Here is a 17,299-nt window from a genome sequence, read left to right as displayed (position 1 = left end):
GGTGGGGTGAGGCCGGGGCGCCTGCAGGAGTGCCCGGTGGGCGGAAGAGGGTCCTGTCAGGGCTCGCCATGCATCATCATGGAGCGCGGCAGACGGCTGGTGAGGAATGTGAGGAAATGCCATGAGTGAGCTGAACTCGTTGATCCTGGAGCGCATCAGGGACGTCCCCGACTACCCGAAGCAGGGCATCCAGTTCAAGGACATCACCCCCCTCCTCGCCGATCCTGTGGCGATGGCCGCCGTGGTGGACGAACTGGCCGGGCTGTACCAGGTGGACAAGATCGTGGGGATCGAGGCGCGCGGGTTCATCCTCGCCGCTCCGGTGGCGTACCGCGCGGGGGCAGGGTTTGTGCCGGTGCGTAAAAAGGGGAAACTGCCCGCCGAGACCCTTGAGGAGTCCTACGATCTGGAGTACGGCTCCGCGACCATCGAGGTCCACCGTGACGCCCTCGCGCCCGGCGAGCGGGTGCTCGTCATCGACGACGTGCTGGCGACCGGTGGCACCGCCGCGGCGACCGTGGAGCTGGTGAGGAGGACGGGAGCCGAGGTCGTCGCTGTGGCGGTGCTGATGGAGCTGGCCTTTCTGGGCGGGCGCGAGCGGTTGACGGGAGTGCCCCTGCACTCGCTCGTGATCGTCTGAGCCCGCCCCGCGACTGCTCAAGTCGGCTGCCTGGATACACTTGGGGGATCTGGACTCGAACGTGAGGAGTCATTGCGTGAGGAGTCTGTGTGCCCCGTGATGTGGTCGCGCCCGACGTAACCGATTCCGGCAACGCCGAGGCGCCCGGCGTGCCGACGACGGTGCGTCGAAGGCGGTTTGGGGGTGGGGCCATGAATCCGGTGCTGGAGCCGCTGTTCCGTACGGTCCGCGCCACCCATCCCAAGGCGGACCTGCGCCTGATCGAGCGCGCCTACGACGTCGCGGCCTATCACCACCGTGACCAGAAGCGGAAGTCGGGCGACCCCTACATCACCCACCCGCTGGCGGTGGCGACGATCCTGGCCGAGCTCGGCACCGATGACGAGACCCTCTGCGCGGCGCTGCTGCACGACACGGTGGAGGACACCGCCTACAGCCTCGACGAGTTGCGCGGCGACTTCGGCGAGACGATCGCGTCCCTGGTCGACGGCGTGACCAAGCTCGACAAGGTCAAGTTCGGCGACGCGGCGCAGGCCGAGACCGTGCGCAAGATGGTCGTCGCGATGTCGCGCGACATCCGCGTGCTGATCATCAAGCTGGCCGACCGGCTGCACAACATGCGCACCATGCGCTATCTGCCCGAGCACAAGCGCCACCAGAAGTCGCGCGAGACACTGGAGATCTTCGCCCCGCTGGCCCACCGCCTGGGCATGAACACGATCAAGTGGGAGCTCGAGGATCTCGCCTTCGCCATGCTCTATCCCAAGCGCTACGACGAGATCGCGCGCATGGTGTCGGAGCGCGCGCCGCGCAGGGACCTGTTCCTGCAGGAGGTCATCGAAAAGGTCTCCGGCGACCTGCGCGAGGCGAAGATCCGCGCCGTCGTCAAGGGCCGGCCGAAACACTACTACTCGGTCTACCAGAAGATGATCGCCCGCGACGTGGCGTTCGACGACATCTATGACCTGGTGGGCATTCGGGTGCTGGTCGACAGCGTGCGCGACTGTTATGCCGCGCTCGGCACGATCCACGCCCGGTGGAACCCGGTGCCGGGGCGGTTCAAGGACTACATCGCGATGCCCAAGTTCAACATGTACCAATCGCTGCACACGACGGTGATCGGTCCCGAGGGCAAGCCGGTGGAGCTGCAGATCCGCACCCACGCGATGCACCACAGGGCCGAATACGGCGTGGCCGCCCACTGGAAGTACAAAGAGGAGGTCGGCAGCCCCGGCCCTGCGGGCAAGGTCAAGCCGGGCAGCGACATGGCGTGGCTGCGTCAGCTCCTCGACTGGCAGAAGGAGACCTCCGACCCGGGTGAGTTCCTCGAGTCGCTGCGGTTCGACCTGTCGGTGTCGGAGGTCTACGTCTTCACCCCGAAAGGGCAGGTCATCGCGCTGCCGGAGGGGGCAACTCCGGTCGACTTCGCCTACGCCGTGCACACCGAGGTGGGCCACCGCTGCATCGGCGCGCGCGTCAACGGGCGGCTGGTGCCGCTGGAGTCGCGGCTCGGCAACGGCGACACCGTGGAGATCTTCACGTCCAAGTCGCCCGACGCGGGCCCTTCGCGCGACTGGCTGAAGTTCGTCAAGTCGGGCCGGGCCCGCAACAAGATCCGGCAGTGGTTCTCCAAGGAGCGCCGCGAGACCGCGATCGAGGCCGGCAAGGAGGCCATCGGGCGGGCCATGCGCAAGCAGGGCCTGCCGCTGCAGCGGCTGATGTCGGGTGAGGCGCTGCTGGCGCTGGCCCGCGACCTGCGTTACCCCGACGTGTCGGCCCTCTACGCTGCGGTGGGCGAGGGCCACGTCGCGGCCCAGAACGTCGTGCAGAAGCTCGTGGCCTCGATCGGCGGCGTCGACAGCGCCGAGGAGGACATTGCCGAGACCTCGCTGCCGACCCGGTTGCGCGGCCGCCCCAGGGGCGGTGGCGGCGCGGGCGTGGTCGTCGCGGGCGACGCCGACGTGTGGGTACGCCTGTCGAAGTGCTGCACCCCGGTGCCCGGCGATGAGATCGTCGGCTTCGTCACCCGCGGCCACGGCGTCTCGGTGCACCGCGGCGACTGCACCAACGTGCAGCAGCTCAGGTCGCAGCCCGACCGGCTGGTGGAGGTCAGCTGGTCGCCGAGCGACGACAGCGTCTTCCTGGTGGCCATCCAGGTCGAGGCGCTCGACCGGCCGCGCCTGCTGTCCGACGTCACGCGTACGCTCTCCGACCAGCACGTCAACATCCTCAGCGCCTCGGTGACGACCTCGCGCGACCGGGTGGCGGTCAGCAAGTTCACCTTCGAGATGGGCGACCCCAAGCACCTGGGCCACGTGCTGAAGGCCGTGCGCAGCATCCAGGGCGTCTTCGACGTCTATCGGGTGAGCGGCGCCGGAGGCTGAGCCGGCACGGTCAGCCGGCGAGGCCGGGCAGGTTGACGACGATCGCCTCCTGCGTGCTGCGGGCGATCACCACCACGGCCTCCTTCGACGGGTCCGGGTTCTCCTCGCGATGGGGCACGTACGGCGGGACGTAGACGTAGTCTCCGGGGCCCGCCTCGATGCGCACCTCCTTGGAGTCCTCCAGGAAGACGAACGCGGGCGTGCCGCTGACCACGTAGATGGCCGTCTCGGAGGCCCCGTGGTGGTGGTCGGAGGAGCGGGTGGCGGGCGCGACGTGCGTCTGGCCCATCCACAACCGCGTGGAGCCGGCCGTGGCGCCGCTGATGGCGGCCAGCCGGCGCATGCCGGAACTCTGCGCCGTGTCGCCCGTGAGCTCCCCGGCGGGCACGTGACGCAGCGGCTGGTGGAACGGGTCTCCCTCGGCTCGACAGCCCTCCCACAGCCGCCCTCCGGCCCGCTCCAGCACGCCGGAGGCGACGGCGGCCAGGCGTACGGAATCGTCGTGCGCGGCGAGCAGCTCGGCGGCCAGTCCGGGGTCGTGCGCGCGCAGCTCGCGCAGCAGCCACTTGCCGCCGCCGCCCTGCCAGCGCCGCCCCACGCCCAGCGCGGTCCTGGCGGCCTCCTGGGCCACCTCCCAGCGGATGAACGCCTCCTCGCCGGCGTCGGCGACCCCCGCCAGGTCGTCGAGGAGGTCCGACAGCACATAGCGGGCCTGCTCGGCCTGGTCGGGCGTCAGCCCGCCGGGCCCTTCCGCGAGGCGCTCGCCGAGCGCGCTCTGCAGGTCGCTGGCCCGCCCGCCCGTCCTGTCGGCCAGCACCGCGCCCTCGGCGCACATGCGCGCCAGGCTCGGCCTGCGCATGCCGAAGTCCTTGTCGAGGTAGGCGTGCAGGCTGGTCTCGCTGTGCAAGTACAACTCCACCGGCCACCCGCGCCAGCGCAGCGACTCGCGGTAGGGGGTGTCCAGGCCGTCGAGCACCACCACGACGTCGAGGTCGGACGTGCTGGTGCGGCGCCCGGTGAGCACGCTGCCGCCGACGAAGGCGTACAGGGCGCCCGGGAACATCTCCTCGACGAGGGCGCGCGCGTCGGTGACGGGATCCATGACGTCAGCCTAGATCCCAGGCGCCGGCGCGCGCCGCCCTATTCGGCAGCGGCCGCGGCTCAGCTGAACTCGGCCAGCGTGCGCTCGGCCTCCTCCAGCCACGACCGGCGGGCGGTCAGCGCCTCCTCGGCCTCCTTGACGTCCTTGGCACGCCCTGCGGCCTGCGCCTTGGACAGCCGCTTCTCCAGCTGGTCGATGGAGGTGCGCAGCTGGTCGACCGTGCTCTGGGCGCGCGCCCTGGCCTCGGGGTTGGAGCGCTTCCACTCGGCGTCCTCGGCCTTGCGCACGGCGTCGTCGACCTTGCGCAGCCCGCCCTCGAGCCGGTCGCGCTGGTCGCGCGGCACGGGGCCGGCGGCCTCCCAGCGCTCCAGGATGTGCCGCAGCGCCCCCCTCGCCGTGCGCACGTCGGTGACGGGGAGGATCTTCTCCGCCTCGGCGAGCAGCTGCTCCTTGACCGCCGCGTTGGCCGCGAGCGAGGCGTCGCGCTCGGCGAACACGGCGGAACGGGCCTGGAAGAACTGGTCCTGGGCGCCCTTGAAGCGGACCCAGAGCTCGTCCTCGGCCTCGCGCGATGCCCGGCCGGCGCTCTTCCACTGCTGCATCAGGTCGCGGTAGATCGCCGCCGTGCCGCCCCAGTCGGTCGAGTCGGCCAGCGCCTCGGCCTCGGCGACGATGCGCTCCTTGGCCGCGCGCACCTCCTCGCGCTGCTCGTCGAGCCCCGCGAAATACTGCTTGCGGCGCTTGGCGAACGCCGTGCGTGCGGCCGACAGGCGCTTCCACAGCGCGGCCTCGGTGACCCGGTCGATGCGGTCGGCGGCCTTCCACTCCTCGATGAGCTGGCGCAGCCGTTCACCGCCGGACTTCCAGTGAGTGGTCTCGTCGGCGATGCGCTCGGCCTCGGCGACGATGCGTTCCTTGACCGCCCTGGCCTCGGCCCGCGCCTGTTCGCGAGCGGCCTTGACCTCCTCACGGCGCTGCGCGACCAGCTCGGTCAGGCCGTCGAGCCTGGCCGTCAGCGCGGCCAGGTCGCCGACCGCGTGGGCGTCCGCGACGGCCTCACGCAGCTTGGCGATGCTCGCCTCGGCCTGTGCCGGAGCCAGGTCGGTGCTCCTGACGCGCTGTTCGAGCAGCTGGACCTGGCCGGCCAGCTCGTCGTACTTGCGATGGAAGTAGGCCAGTGCCTCTCCGGGTTCACCGGCCTGCCAGGACCCGACGGCTCGCTCTCCCTCAGCCGTACGCACGTAGACGGTGCCGTCGTCGTCTACCCGGCCCCACGGGTCGGTGCTCACCGTGTCCTCCCGCACTCTCCATCAGACCCTTCGGGACTACTTCGTCCCTAGTTTGTATTACGTCAGCTCTTGCCGGCGATTGTCACGTCTTTGATTTCGACGCTCTGCTTCGGTGCTCCGGTCCCGTCTCCCGCGTCTGCGACGACGCCTGCTTTGCTCACCTTGTCCAGGATGTCCAGCCCTTTGGTGATCGTACCCACCGGCGTGTATTGCGGGGGGAGGGCGATGTCCCCGAAAACGAGGAAGAACTGGCTGCCCGTCGTGCCGGGCGCCTGCGTCTTGGCCATCGCCATCACGCCCCGCTTGTACGTGGCGCCCTTCAGGTTCTCCTCGGCCATGACGTAGCCGGGGCCGCCCGAGCCGTCCTGGCTCTTGCCGTCGGCCTTCGCGAACGGGTCACCGCACTGGAGCATCGGGAACTGCTGGCTGCCCAGGCGGTGGCACTTGCTCCCGTCGTAGTAGTTCTTCTCGGCGAGGTGCTCGAGAGAGTTGGTCGTGCACGGCGCCTTGGCGTTGTCGAGCTCCACCACGATGTCGCCGCGGTTGGTCTCGAACGTCATCGTCTTCTTCGCCGGTTCGGTCTTCACCTTCTTCGGCGGCAGGCCGACGTCCTTCACCTTGCCGCCGGTCGTGTCGGCGGCGTAGTCGCACGTGCCCGCCGCCGCGTCGTAGGGCTTGGGCCCCGTGGTCGCCGCCGCGGAGGCGGTGTCCTGGGGCGCCGCCGTGGGGGACGCGGCCGCGTCCGTCGGCGTGTCGCCTCCGCTCATGAACGCGATCGCGGCCACGACGCCGCCGACCACGACCACCACGCCCACGGTGGAGCCGATGATCGCCGTGCGCTTGGCCTTCTGCTCGCGCTCGAGACGGCGCTGCATCTGCCGCTCGTAGTGCTCACGCGCCAGCTGCTTCTGCCGGTCCTTCCCCGTGGCCACCGCTTTGCCTCCCATAGTGAATCAACTGAGGTGGGCGAATCGTATCGGCCATTGGGTAATGATTCGCAGCCCGGCGACCCGCACCGGTACCCTTCGGTTACATTCCCATTGGCTTTTCGACGAGATCACCTGAGGCAGATGCTCATCGCCGGCTTCCCCGCAGGGGCCTTCCAGACCAATTGTTACGTCGTCGCGCCCGCCGCCGGCGAGGAGTGCGTGATCGTCGATCCAGGACAGGACGCGACCGACGGCGTCGACGAGCTGCTGCGCGAGCACCGGCTCAAGCCGGTCGCGGTCCTGCTCACCCACGGTCACCTCGACCATGTCTGGTCCGTGGCCCCGGTCTGCGGCGCGCGTGACGTCCCCGCGTGGATCCACCCCGACGACCGCCACCTGCTCAGCGATCCCGCCGCCGGCTGGTCCGACATGAGCGCGCAGCTGTTCGGGGGCCTGACGCTGAGCGAGCCCGACGACGTGCGCGAGCTGTCCGACGGCGCCGTGCTGAAGCTCGCCGGCCTTGAGCTCGTGGTCGACCACACCCCGGGCCACACCAGGGGGTCGGTGAGCTTCAGGCTGCCCGGCGACGAGATCATGTTCTCGGGCGACCTGCTGTTCGCCGGCTCCATCGGCCGATCCGACCTTCCTGGCGGCGACTACGCCACGATCCTGCGCAGCCTGGCTACCAAGTGTCTGCCGCTGCCGGACGATACGGTCGTCCTGCCGGGCCACGGACCACAGACAACGATTGGCCGCGAGCGTGCCGTCAACCCATACCTGAAAGAGGCGGCGCCGCACGCCGGTCCCACAAGAGGGATCTAATGAGCTTCCAAGCACCGAAAGGCACCTTCGACTGGCTGCCTCCCCGCTCCGAGCGGATCCTCGCCGTGCGCGAGGCGCTCGCCGCGCCGCTGCGCGAGGCGGGTTACGGCTACATCGAGACGCCTGTTTTCGAGGACACCCAGCTGTTCGCCAGGGGCGTAGGCGAGTCGACCGACATCGTCTCCAAGGAGATGTACACCTTTCCCGACAAGGCGGGCCGCTCCCTGACCCTGCGCCCCGAGGGCACGGCCTCCGTCGTGCGCGCGGTGCTGCAGCACAACCTGCACGCCGGCCAGCTCCCGGTGAAGCTGTGGTATTCCGGCAGCCAGTTCCGCTACGAGCGCGCCCAGAAGGGCCGCTACCGCCACTTCTGGCAGGTCGGCGCGGAGGCGCTCGGCGCGGAGGACCCGGCGCTCGACGCCGAGCTCATCGTGCTGGGCGCCCGCGGGTTCACCTCGCTCGGTCTCGAGAACGTCAGGCTGCTGCTCAACTCGCTCGGCGACAAGACGTGCCGGCCCGCCTACCGTGCGGCGCTGCAGGAGTTCCTGCGCGGCCTCGACCTCGACGCCGACACCAAGGCCCGCATCGAGATCAACCCGCTGCGGGTGCTCGACGACAAGCGGCCCGAGGTCCAGGCGCAGCTCACCGGCGCCCCCCTGGTGGTCGACCACCTGTGCGCGGCCTGCAAGGCCTACCACGAGGAGGTCCGCTTCCTGCTGACCGCGTCCGGCATCGCGTTCGAGGACGATCCGCGGCTGGTGCGCGGGCTCGACTACTACACACGCACCACGTTCGAGTTCGTGCACGACGGGCTCGGCTCCCAGTCGGCCGTGGGCGGCGGCGGGCGCTACGACGGGCTGAGCGAGATGCTCGACGGCCCGCCGCTGCCCAGCGTCGGGTGGGCGCTCGGGGTCGACCGCACGTTCCTGGCCATGGAGGCCGAGGGGCTGCTCGGCGACCACGCGCAGGCCCGCGTCCAGGTGTACGGTGTCCCGCTGGGCGACGAGGCCCGCCGCCGGATGTTCCTGATCCTCAACGACCTGCGCGTGGCGGGAGTCAGCGCCGACATGGCCTTCGGCGGCAAGGGGCTCAAGGGGGCGATGAAGGGCGCCGGCCGTTCGGGCGCCGGGTTCGCGCTGATCCTGGGGGAGCGTGACCTCGCCGCCGAGGTCGTGCAGGTGAAGAACCTGACCACCGCCGAGCAGACCGAGGTGCCGCTGGCCCAGGTCGTCGACGTCCTGAAGGGGAAGGTGCAGTGATCCGCCGCTCGGCCGGTGCCGGGTCGCCGCCGTACCTTCGCCTTTTCTATCCGTACGAAGGGACGGTGTGGTGATCCGCGAGCCAGCGCCCGCCGGGTCGTCGCCGTACCTTCGCCTTTTCTATCCGTACGAAGGGAAAGTGCAGTGATCCGCACGCATACCGCCGGGTCGCTCCGCGAGGAGCACGCCGGGCAGCAGGTGACGCTCGCAGGATGGGTGGCCCGACGCCGTGACCACGGCGGCGTCGTCTTCATCGACCTGCGTGACGCCTCCGGCTCGGCGCAGGTGGTCTTCCGCGAGGAGGACCACGCCCACGACCTGCGCGCCGAATACTGCGTGCAGGTCGTCGGCCAGGTCAGGGTGCGCCCCGAAGGCAACGAGAACCCCGACCTGCCCACCGGCTCGATCGAGGTGGTCGCCGACCGGGTCGAGGTGCTCAGCGAGTCGGCGCCGCTGCCCTTCCCCATCGAGGGCAGCGTGGGGGTGTCGGAGGAGGCGCGGCTCAAGCACCGCTACCTCGACATCCGCCGCCAGCAGGTCGCCGAGGCGATGCGCACCCGGTCGAAGGCCACCTACCTCGCCAACGAGGTGATGCACGAGCTCGGCTTCGTCTACGTCGAGACGCCGACGCTGACCCGCTCCACGCCCGAGGGCGCGCGTGACTTCCTGGTGCCGGTGCGCCTGCAGCCGGGCAACTGGTACGCGCTGCCGCAGTCGCCCCAGCTGTTCAAGCAGCTGCTGCAGGTGGCCGGGCTTGAGCGCTACTACCAGCTGGCCAAGTGCTACCGCGACGAGGACCTGCGGGCCGACCGGCAGCCGGAGTTCACGCAGATCGACGTCGAGATGTCCTTCGTCGACCAGGAGGACGTGATCGAGGTCGGCGAGGCGCTGATCGGCCGGCTGTGGAAGGAGATCGCCGGCTACGAGCCGCCGGCGCCGCTGCCGCGCATGACCTACGCCGACGCCATGGCCCGCTTCGGCTCCGACAAGCCGGACCTGCGCTTCGGCCAGGAACTGGTCGAGATGACCGAATACTTCTCCGGCACCACGTTCCGCGTCTTCCAGGCCGACTACGTGGGCGCCGTCGTCATGCCGGGCGGCGCCTCGCAGACCCGCAAGGAGCTCGACGGCTGGCAGGAGTGGGCGCGCTCGCGCGGCGCCAAGGGCCTGGCCTACGTGCTCGTCCAGGAGGACGGCACGCTCGGCGGTCCGGTCGCGAAGAACCTGTCGGAGCAGGAGCTGTCCGGGCTGGCCGCCAAGGTGGGCGCCGAGCCCGGCGACGCGATCTTCTTCGCCGCGGGGGCCAGGAACGCCTCCCGCGACCTGCTCGGCGCGGCCCGGCTGGAGATCGGCCGGCGCTGCGACCTCATCGACGAGTCGCAGTGGTCGTTCCTGTGGGTCGTCGACGCGCCCATGTTCGAGGAGGACGGCGAGGGCGGCTGGACGGCCGTGCACCACCCGTTCACCGGCCCCAAACCGGAGTGGGCCGACAACTTCCAGGACCACCCGGGCGAGGCGCTGGCCTACGCCTACGACATGGTCTGCAACGGCATGGAGATCGGTGGCGGCTCGATCCGTATCCACCGGGCCGAGATGCAGCAGCGCGTGTTCGACGTGCTCGGCATCTCCAAGGAGGAGGCGGAGAGCAAGTTTGGCTTCCTGCTGGAGGCGTTCAAGTACGGCCCGCCGCCGCACGGAGGCATCGCCTACGGCTGGGACCGCATCTGCATGCTGCTGTCCGGCGGCGAGTCGATCCGTGACGTGATCGCGTTCCCGAAGACGGCGTCCGGGTTCGACCCGCTCACGGGCGCTCCCACGCCGATCACGGCGGGCCAGCGCAAGGAGGCGGGCGTCGACGCGCCGCCCAGGCCGTAACAGGTGCGAACCACGTGTACGGCAGGCGCCTGGCGACGCCTGCCGTACACGTTCACGAGCAGGTCAGGAGAAGGTGATCTTCTTGATGATCACCGGTTTCTTGGGGGCGGTGGTGCCGCCGTCGCCCGTGATGTCGGCGTTGTTGAGGAGCAGGTCCTGCCCGCTGGTGGCGAGCCCGGTCAGCATGTCCATGCCCTCGTCGACCATGCCGATGACCGAGTAGCCCGCGCCGACCTGGACGTTCTCGTCCGACAGTGAGATGGCGAACTGGCTGTTGTTCCGGCCCGCCGCCTCGCTGGGCTGGGTCATGAACACCACGCCCTTGCCCAGCGGGATCTCGGCGTTCTCGTCGGCGTAGACGTAACCCGCGGTGCCCTGGCCGTCGGTCGGGTTCTTGCCGTCGGCCTTGGCCTGCGGATCGCCGCACTGCAGCATGTGCACGCCGGCGACGTCGGGCGTGACGAGGCGGTGGCACTTCATGTCGTCGTAGAACTTCTTCTTCGCCAGGAAGCGCATCGAGTTGACCGCGCACGGCGCCGCGTCGGTCATGAGGTTGACGGTGAAGCTGCCGCGGTTGGTGGCGACCGTCATCTTCTTCAGCTTCATGTTGGGCTTCTTGTCCGGCAGCCCGACGAACTTGTGCGGCAGCGACTTGTCCCGCTTGTACGTGCAGGTCACCGGGCCGGTCTTGGTCGGGCTCGGTGACGTCCCCGGAGGGGTGACGGACGCGCTGGCGGAAGGGGTGCTCTGCGCCGCGGTCTCCTCGGAGTCCTTGTTGACCATCGTGGTTCCGGCGAAGATCCCGCCCGCGACCACGACCACCGCCACGCCCGCGCCGAGGAAGGTGTTCCGCCTCGCCTTGGAGGTCTGGTCGGTGGCGCGCTTGGCCTGCCGTTCCTTGTGCTCCCGCGCCAGCTCTCTCTGGCGGTCTTCTTCGTTCTGGCGGTCGTCGCCGCTCACCGCTATGTCCTCTCGCTTTTGCCCACGCATGACCAAACAACTCCGCGCATGCTACCGGCCTCCGATATGTGCCGGACGTAAGTGGCGAAAGCCGGTGGATGCGACCTGTGTGATCGACGCTCGCCGCCGTCGCCATGCCCGCGTTCCGCAGGGTTCGTACGGCGTTCTACGGCGTTCGTACGGCGTCGTGTGGAACACCGCCGCGCGGGCTCGCCGGCCCTGCGGACCCTGTAACCTCGCGTTGTGGACAGCCTGTTCGATTCGGCGGCTGAGGAGGCCACGCCGCAGCCGCTCGCGGTGCGCATGCGCCCGCGCACCCTCGACGAGGTGATCGGCCAGCGGCACCTGCTCGGCTCCGGCACCCCGCTGCGGCGCCTGGTCGAGAGCGAGGCGCCCATGTCGCTGTTCCTGTGGGGGCCGCCGGGCACCGGCAAGACGACACTCGCCTACGTGGTCTCCAACGTCACCAAGCGCCGCTTCGTCGAGATCTCGGCCGTGTCGGCGGGCGTCAAGGACGTGCGCGCGGCCATCGACAACGCCCGGCGCGAGCTCGGCATGACGGGCCGGCAGACGGTCCTGTTCGTCGACGAGGTGCACCGCTTCAACAAGGCCCAGCAGGACGCGTTGCTGCCCGCCGTGGAGAACCGCTGGGTCACCTTCATCGGCGCCACCACGGAGAACCCGTTCTTCTCGGTCATCTCGCCGCTGCTGTCGCGTTCGCTGCTCCTCACCCTGGAGTCCCTGACCGACGACGACGTCCGCGCGGTGCTGGAGCGTGCGGTGTCCGACCCGCGCGGCCTGGGCGGGCGCGCGACGCTGTCGCCGCAGGCCCTGGAGCATCTCGTACGCCTCGCGGGCGGCGACGCGCGCCGGTCGCTGACCTACCTGGAGGCGGCGGCGCTGCTGGGCGACGACATCACCGTCGAGGTGGTGGAGAAGGCCGTCGACAAGGCCGCCGTGCGCTACGACCGGCAGGGCGACCAGCACTACGACGTGATCAGCGCGTTCATCAAGTCGATGCGCGGTTCCGACGCCGACGCCGCGCTCCACTACCTCGCCCGCATGATCGAGGCCGGCGAGGACCCGCGCTTCATCGCCCGCCGCATCGTCATCTTCGCCTCCGAGGACGTCGGCATGGCCGACCCCACCTGCCTGCAGACGGCGGTGGCCGCCGCGCAGGCGGTGCAGCTCATCGGGCTGCCCGAGGGGCAGATCAACCTCGCCCAGGCCGTCATCCACTGCGCGACCGCGCCGAAGTCCAACGCTGTCGTCAAGGCCATCGGGGCAGCGGTCGGCGACGTCCGGAAGGGGCTGATCGGCCAGGTGCCCGGCCACCTGCGCGACGCCCACTATCCCGGCGCCGCCAAGCTGGGCCACGGCGACGGCTACAAATACCCCCACGACTTCGAGCACGGCCTGGTGCGTCAGGACTACGCGCCCGAGCAGGTGCGCGACAGGCGCTACTACGAGCCGACCAGGCACGGCGCCGAGGGGCCCGTGGCCGAGCGCTGGGCCAGGATCCGTGCCTTCCTGCGCGGCGCCTGAGGTCCGCGCGCGTGCCGGGCCGATGTACGGTTGCAGGAGTGACGGCGGGACACGCCGCGGCCCCCGGCCACACGTGGCGCCACGCGAGGCGGCCCACGGGCCGGCGCATGGTGGCGTGATGCCGGAGCGGCGGCTCGTGCCCGGCTCGGGGCGGCACGGTCTCACGCGGGCGGTCACGGAAGGTGCCGGGGCCGACGTGGCGGCCTGATCAAGGTCGCTTTCCCCACTAATGTGGTCGCTCGAACGCGATAGGGTCTTGCCGTTCCGGCCCAGCGTACGAGGGAGATGCGCGGATGCTTACCGCTGGAGAGGTCGCCGGGCTGATCGCGGCCACGGGCTGGATGGTCCTGGTCTGTGTGCTGGCCATGGTGCTCGTCAAGGTCGCCAGGCTGCTCACCGAGACCACCAAGGCGGTCTCCGATCTCAACAACCGGCTGACACCGCTGCTCGACGACATGAGCGTCACGGTCAACGAGACCAACAGGCAGCTGGCCGCCGTCGAGGCCATCGCCACGGACATCAAGCAGGTCAGCGGCCACGCGGCCAAGCTGAGCGCGGTGACGCAGACCATCTTCACCGGGCCGCTCATCAAGGTCTCGTCGCTCGGCTACGGCGTGCGGCGCGCCATCGAGGCCCGCACACCGGCCAGGCAGGCTGCCCGGGGGGCGACCCGGGGGACGGCACCGAGGCGGTCGAGGTGATCAGGCGGCTGTTCTACCTCTCGCTCGGTGCGTTCCTCGCCTTCTGGGTGATGCGCAGGCTGCAGGCGCTCCATCCAGACCACGTCGCCCGTCGCACCGCCGACGGCGCGGCGGGCATGCTCCGGCAGGTGAAAGACTTTACTTCCGACGCGCTCGGCGAGGCGGCCGGCCGCGAAACAGAGTTGCGGGCGCGCTTCGGGCTCGACGACGCTGAGGACGACAAGTGAACCCCACAACCAACGCAAAGGATGGCCACCATGGAGTCGGCAGAGATCGCACGCCGCTTCCTGCGCTTCTTCGAGGAGCGTGGGCACAAGATAGTGCCCTCGGCCAGCCTGATCGCTGAGGACCCGACGCTTCTCCTGGTGAATGCCGGTATGGTGCCGTTCAAGCCGTACTTCCTGGGGCAGCGCAAGCCTCCGGCGTCCCGGCTGGCCACCGCGCAGAAGTGTGTGCGCACCCCCGACATCGAAGAGGTCGGCAAGACCACGCGGCACGCCACCTTCTTCCAGATGCTCGGCAACTTCTCGATCGGCGACTACTTCAAGGCCGAAGTGATCCCGTTCGCGTGGGAGCTGCTCACCAGGTCCGAGTCCGACGGCGGCTTCGGCTTCCCCGAGGACCGCCTGTGGGCGACCGTCTACCACGACGACGACGAGGCGTACGACCTGTGGCGCAACCGCGTCGGCCTGCCCGAGGAGCGCATCCAGCGCCGCGGCCTTGAGGACAACTACTGGCACATGGGCGTGGCGGGGCCGGGCGGCCCGTGCTCGGAGATCTACTACGACCGCGGCGCCGAATACGGCAAGGAGGGCGGCCCCGTCGCCGACGAGGACCGCTACCTCGAGGTCTGGAACCTCGTGTTCATGCAGTATCAGCTCAGCCAGGTCCGTTCCAAGGTCGACTTCGACGTGGACGGCGAGCTGCCGTCGAAGAACATCGACACCGGCATGGGCCTCGAGCGCATGGCGACGATCCTGCAGGGCGTCGACAACCTCTACGAGATCGACACCACGTACAAGATCCTCGACCGCGCGGCCGAGCTCACCAAGACCCGCTACGGGCGCGACCACCGCGCCGACGTCAGCCTGCGGGTGGTCGCCGACCACGTGCGCACCGGCACCATGCTGGTCGCCGACGGCGTCCTGCCCGGCAACGAGGGCCGCGGCTACGTCCTGCGCCGCATCCTGCGCCGCACGGTGCGCAACCTGCGCCTGCTCGGTTCCGGCGACGACCGCTACATGCACGAGCTGACCGACGTGGCGATCAACGTCATGGGCGAGCAATATCCCGAGCTCAAGGCCGACGCGCCGCAGATCCACGGCATCATCGACGCCGAGGAGGCGTCCTTCCTCGGCACGCTGCGCACCGGCACCGCCATCTTCGACGTGGCGGTCGAGGAGACCAAGCGCAGGTCGGCCACCACGCTCCCCGGTGAGCAGGCGTTCAAGCTCCACGACACCTACGGCTTCCCGATCGACCTGACGCTGGAGATGGCGGCCGAGCACGGGCTCACGGTCGACGAGGAGGGCTTTCGCCGCCTCATGAAGGAGCAGCGGCAGGCGGCCAAGGCCGACGCGGCGGCGAAGAAGACCGGCAACGCCGACATCTCCGTCTTCGGGCAGCTGCTCGAGGCGTCGGGCAAGGTCGAGTTCCTCGGTTACGACCAGACCGAGGCCGACACCAACGTGGCCGGCATCATCGCCGACGGTGTGCCCGTGCCGGTGGCGGGCGCGGGTTCGAGCGTCGAGGTCGTGCTCGCGCGCACCCCGTTCTACGCCGAGGGCGGCGGCCAGCTCGCCGACCAGGGCGTGATCCGCACCAGCGGCGCGGAGGTCGAGGTCGTCGACGTGCAGTCCCCGCTCGCGGGGCTCGTCGTGCACCGCGGCAAGGTCCGCAAGGGCGAGCTCAGGGTCGGTGACGAGGCGCAGGCCGAGATCGACGTCGAGCGCCGGCGTGCGATCTCGCGCAGCCACAGCGCCACCCACCTGGTCCACCGCGGCTTCAAGAACGCGCTCGGCGAGACGGCGGCGCAGGCCGGTTCGGAGAACTCGCCCGGCCGCTTTCGCTTCGACTTCACCGCCTCAGGCGCGGTGCCGCAGAGCGTGCTGCGCGACGTCGAGGACGAAGTCAACGCCGTGCTCATCAACGACCTCCAGGTCAACGCCTTCTACACCTCCCAGGCGGAGGCCAGGGCGATGGGCGCGCTGGCGATGTTCGGCGAGAAATACGGCGACGAGGTGCGCGTGGTCGAGATCGGCGACTACTCCCGCGAGCTGTGCGGCGGCACCCACGTGCACAGCTCCGGCCAGCTCGGCCTGGTCAAGGTGCTGGGCGAGCAGTCCGTGGGCGCCGGGGTGCGCCGCGTCGAGGCGCTCGTCGGCATCGACGCCTTCCGTTTCCTGGCGCGAGAGAGCGTGCTGGTCGCCCAGCTCACCGAGCAGCTCAAGGCGCGCCGCGAAGAGCTTCCCGAGCGCATCGACGGCATCGTCACCCGGTTGCGCACGGCCGAGAAGGAGCTGGAGAAGCTGCGCTCCGCGCAGGTGCTCCAGGTGGCGGGAGACCTGGCCGCGCAGGCTCGTGACCTGCACGGAGTCTCCGTGGTGACACACCGCGCGCCTGATGGCACCGGCGCTGATGATCTGCGTAAGCTCGCGCTTGATGTGCGTGGCAGGTTCCCGGCCGACAGACCGGCGGTCATCGTGATCGCCGGCGCCCCCTCCGACAGGCCCGTGGTGGTTGCCGCGGTCAACGAGGCGGGGCGCGAGCGGGGGCTCAAAGCCGGGCAACTGGTCGGCGTCGCCGCCAAGGCTCTTGGGGGTGGCGGTGGCGGCAAGGACGATGTCGCGCAAGGGGGCGGCACACGGCCGGAGGCGACCGGCGACGCGTTGCGCCTGGTCGAGCAGGCCGTCGCTGACCAGGTCAGCCGATAGCCCGGCCGGCATGAGATTCGGTGCGCGGATCGGCGTGGACGTCGGCTCCGTACGCGTGGGCGTGGCCCGCAGCGACCCTTCGGGCATGCTGGCCACGCCGGTCGAAACCGTCAGACGTGGCAAGGGCACCCTCGACCGCATCGCCGCGATCGTCGCCGAGCACGAGGCGATCGAGGTCGTGGTCGGGTTGCCCACCTCGCTGTCGGGGCGTGAGGGGCAGGCGGCCGCGCTGGCGCGGGAGTTCGCGTCGGCCCTGGCGGCACGGGTGGCGCCGACGCCGGTGCGGCTGTTCGACGAGCGGCTGACCACGGTGACCGCGCAGCAAGGACTGCGGGCCAGCGGCGTACGCGCGAAGAAGCAGCGCGGCGTCGTCGACCAGGCGGCCGCGGTCGTGCTGCTGCAGGACGCCCTCGACTCCGAACGCGCCACGGAAAGACCACCAGGCAGGCCCGTCGAACCGCCTCCGGCGGCCGGCGGACCTGCCTCATGAACGGCCGATCGACGGGTCCCTGCCGTGACCGGCGCGGGTGCGTGGCCGCCTCGTGCGTGCTGCCCGCACCGGCGGGGCGAGGCGGCGCTCCCGCCACGAGCAGGCGTGGCGGGGTGGTCTCGTGAGCGGCGTGCCCGAGGACGACGACGTGATCCCGTTCCGCGAGCCGGACTCCCGCGAGCCGGACTCCCGCGAGCCGGACTCCCGCGAGCCGGACTCCCGCGATACGGACGTCAGCGACACGGACGGTGACGTGGACCCGGTGCCGGGGGAGGGAAGCGGTGCGCGCCCGGATCGGGCGGCCGGACCGCCCTCCGCACCGGGAACGCCGGCAACCGGCGGGTCGGGCGCGGGGACGGGTTCCGGGCCG

15 protein-coding genes are annotated in these 17,299 nt (G+C 70.3%); 11 read left to right on the top strand and 4 right to left on the bottom strand.

From position 1 onward, the window contains the following. Window positions 1–121: 121 nt before the first annotated feature. Window positions 122–640, top strand: a complete 519-nt coding sequence (locus E1267_RS35310) for an adenine phosphoribosyltransferase (RefSeq protein ID WP_132339226.1) — start codon at window positions 122–124, stop codon at window positions 638–640. A 191-nt stretch (window positions 641–831) separates the two neighbouring features. Beyond that, entirely contained in the window at window positions 832–3,024 is a 2,193-nt protein-coding gene (locus E1267_RS35305; RefSeq protein WP_132339224.1) for a RelA/SpoT family protein, read from the top strand. Window positions 3,025–3,034: 10 nt separating this feature from the next. On the opposite strand, the gene E1267_RS46870 is transcribed toward E1267_RS35305, so the two are convergent. The 3 genes from E1267_RS46870 to E1267_RS35285 form a co-directional block, all read right to left on the bottom strand. Then, entirely contained in the window at window positions 3,035–4,126 is a 1,092-nt protein-coding gene (locus E1267_RS46870; protein ID WP_246064457.1) for a cupin domain-containing protein, read from the bottom strand. 59 nt (window positions 4,127–4,185) lie between these two features. Further along, window positions 4,186–5,415: a DUF349 domain-containing protein gene (locus tag E1267_RS35290; RefSeq protein WP_132339222.1), complete on the bottom strand. Its 1,230-nt coding sequence runs from the start codon at window positions 5,413–5,415 to the stop codon at window positions 4,186–4,188. Window positions 5,416–5,477: 62 nt separating this feature from the next. Further along, on the bottom strand, window positions 5,478–6,347 hold the full coding sequence (locus tag E1267_RS35285; RefSeq protein ID WP_342774930.1) for a peptidylprolyl isomerase: 870 nt from the start codon (window positions 6,345–6,347) through the stop codon (window positions 5,478–5,480). Window positions 6,348–6,485: 138 nt separating this feature from the next. Between E1267_RS35285 and E1267_RS35280 the strand changes: the two genes are divergently transcribed. The 3 genes from E1267_RS35280 to aspS all read left to right on the top strand — a co-directional run bounded on the left by E1267_RS35280 (window position 6,486) and on the right by aspS (window position 10,300). Then, window positions 6,486–7,166, top strand: a complete 681-nt coding sequence (locus E1267_RS35280) for an MBL fold metallo-hydrolase (protein WP_132339218.1) — start codon at window positions 6,486–6,488, stop codon at window positions 7,164–7,166. Next, a complete protein-coding gene (hisS, locus tag E1267_RS35275; RefSeq protein ID WP_132339216.1) occupies window positions 7,166–8,425 on the top strand; it encodes a histidine--tRNA ligase in 1,260 nt (419 codons plus the stop codon). The genes E1267_RS35280 and hisS overlap by 1 nt, the downstream gene beginning before the upstream one ends. Window positions 8,426–8,569: 144 nt before the next feature. Beyond that, window positions 8,570–10,300, top strand: a complete 1,731-nt coding sequence (gene aspS / locus E1267_RS35270; RefSeq protein WP_132339214.1) for an aspartate--tRNA ligase — start codon at window positions 8,570–8,572, stop codon at window positions 10,298–10,300. 63 nt (window positions 10,301–10,363) lie between these two features. Here the strand turns inward: aspS and E1267_RS35265 are convergent, their stop codons facing one another. Then, the gene (locus tag E1267_RS35265; protein WP_246064456.1) at window positions 10,364–11,260 is read right to left on the bottom strand and encodes a peptidylprolyl isomerase; all 897 of its coding nucleotides are present in this window, start codon (window positions 11,258–11,260) and stop codon (window positions 10,364–10,366) included. 243 nt (window positions 11,261–11,503) lie between these two features. On the opposite strand from E1267_RS35265, the gene E1267_RS35260 reads away from it, so the two are divergent. From E1267_RS35260 to E1267_RS45950, 6 genes are all read left to right on the top strand, one after another. Then, complete coding sequence (locus E1267_RS35260; RefSeq protein WP_132339210.1) at window positions 11,504–12,805, top strand: replication-associated recombination protein A; 1,302 nt, start codon at window positions 11,504–11,506, stop codon at window positions 12,803–12,805. Between the two features lie 293 nt (window positions 12,806–13,098). Continuing rightward, entirely contained in the window at window positions 13,099–13,506 is a 408-nt protein-coding gene (locus E1267_RS35255; RefSeq protein ID WP_132339208.1) for a DUF948 domain-containing protein, read from the top strand. Continuing rightward, the gene (locus tag E1267_RS35250) at window positions 13,503–13,733 is read left to right on the top strand and encodes a hypothetical protein (RefSeq protein WP_132339206.1); all 231 of its coding nucleotides are present in this window, start codon (window positions 13,503–13,505) and stop codon (window positions 13,731–13,733) included. The genes E1267_RS35255 and E1267_RS35250 overlap by 4 nt, the downstream gene beginning before the upstream one ends. 30 nt (window positions 13,734–13,763) lie before the next feature. After that, entirely contained in the window at window positions 13,764–16,439 is a 2,676-nt protein-coding gene (gene alaS, locus E1267_RS35245; RefSeq protein WP_132339204.1) for an alanine--tRNA ligase, read from the top strand. Between the two features lie 10 nt (window positions 16,440–16,449). Continuing rightward, on the top strand, window positions 16,450–16,929 hold the full coding sequence (gene ruvX, locus E1267_RS35240; RefSeq protein WP_132339202.1) for a Holliday junction resolvase RuvX: 480 nt from the start codon (window positions 16,450–16,452) through the stop codon (window positions 16,927–16,929). 121 nt (window positions 16,930–17,050) lie between these two features. After that, on the top strand, window positions 17,051–17,299 hold a 249-nt coding region (locus E1267_RS45950; RefSeq protein ID WP_425465116.1), incomplete at its 3' end, for a hypothetical protein.

Origin of the sequence: Nonomuraea longispora (genome assembly GCF_004348345.1) — a bacterium.
GTDB lineage: Bacteria > Actinomycetota > Actinomycetes > Streptosporangiales > Streptosporangiaceae > Nonomuraea > Nonomuraea longispora.
The sequence above is the reverse complement of the archived record's forward strand: the minus strand, read 5'-3'. Positions and strand labels throughout refer to the sequence as shown.

Coding starts and splice junctions, on each gene's coding strand:
- E1267_RS35310 (WP_132339226.1), top strand. CDS start 122: ATGAGTGAGCTGAACTCGTTGATCCTGGAGCGCATCAGGGACGTCCCC.
- E1267_RS35305 (WP_132339224.1), top strand. CDS start 832: ATGAATCCGGTGCTGGAGCCGCTGTTCCGTACGGTCCGCGCCACCCAT.
- E1267_RS46870 (WP_246064457.1), bottom strand. CDS start 4,126: ATGGATCCCGTCACCGACGCGCGCGCCCTCGTCGAGGAGATGTTCCCG.
- E1267_RS35280 (WP_132339218.1), top strand. CDS start 6,486: ATGCTCATCGCCGGCTTCCCCGCAGGGGCCTTCCAGACCAATTGTTAC.
- hisS (WP_132339216.1), top strand. CDS start 7,166: ATGAGCTTCCAAGCACCGAAAGGCACCTTCGACTGGCTGCCTCCCCGC.
- E1267_RS35255 (WP_132339208.1), top strand. CDS start 13,099: ATGCTTACCGCTGGAGAGGTCGCCGGGCTGATCGCGGCCACGGGCTGG.
- alaS (WP_132339204.1), top strand. CDS start 13,764: ATGGAGTCGGCAGAGATCGCACGCCGCTTCCTGCGCTTCTTCGAGGAG.
- ruvX (WP_132339202.1), top strand. CDS start 16,450: ATGAGATTCGGTGCGCGGATCGGCGTGGACGTCGGCTCCGTACGCGTG.